Below are 459 nucleotides of genomic sequence, written 5' to 3'. Positions count from 1 at the left end.
GATTGTCGAACAGGAAGAATCTGCCCCGGTCATGGTTGCGATCATTCCTGCTCGGTCCTGGATGATGATTCGGAACTGTGCGCCTTACGTTTTCGGAGAGATCCTTGGACTCGTGGAAGCGGGCGCGACCTGGGAAAACCTTCGTGACCACTTGCATTATCGATTGCCTGCAGCGGATGTGCGGCCTCCGATAATATCGATTCGTAAGTGAAATGTCTTGCTGTGCAACAACTTTCACTCGTATGAACCCCACTTGAGGGCATCCCCCCGATACTTGCCGCTTTGAAGCTGGGTGTCTCTCTGTCAGGGCTGCGATAGCACCGCGTAGCGGCTTGGCCTTGACAGAGAGACGGCCTGTTTCATGGTTGGTCTCGGGGGGCTGACCGGGCAGATAGAAAAAGGCCGGCCGATTTGGCTGCCGACTATTTTTGCAGGTAAACCCATCTCATGAGCATCAAT

Annotated in this window: 1 protein-coding gene; it reads left to right on the top strand. The window is 54.2% G+C overall.

The genetic code is table 11. The features are described 5' to 3' along the window. The coding region (locus EW028_RS25720; RefSeq protein ID WP_227745022.1) for a hypothetical protein at positions 1-211 on the top strand (211 nt) is incomplete at its 5' end. Positions 212-459: the final 248 nt, after the last annotated feature.

Source organism: Lysinibacillus sp. OL1 (genome assembly GCF_004332175.1).
Classification (GTDB): Bacteria; Bacillota; Bacilli; order Bacillales_A; family Planococcaceae; genus Lysinibacillus; species Lysinibacillus capsici.
The sequence above is the reverse complement of the archived record's forward strand: the minus strand, read 5'-3'. Positions and strand labels throughout refer to the sequence as shown.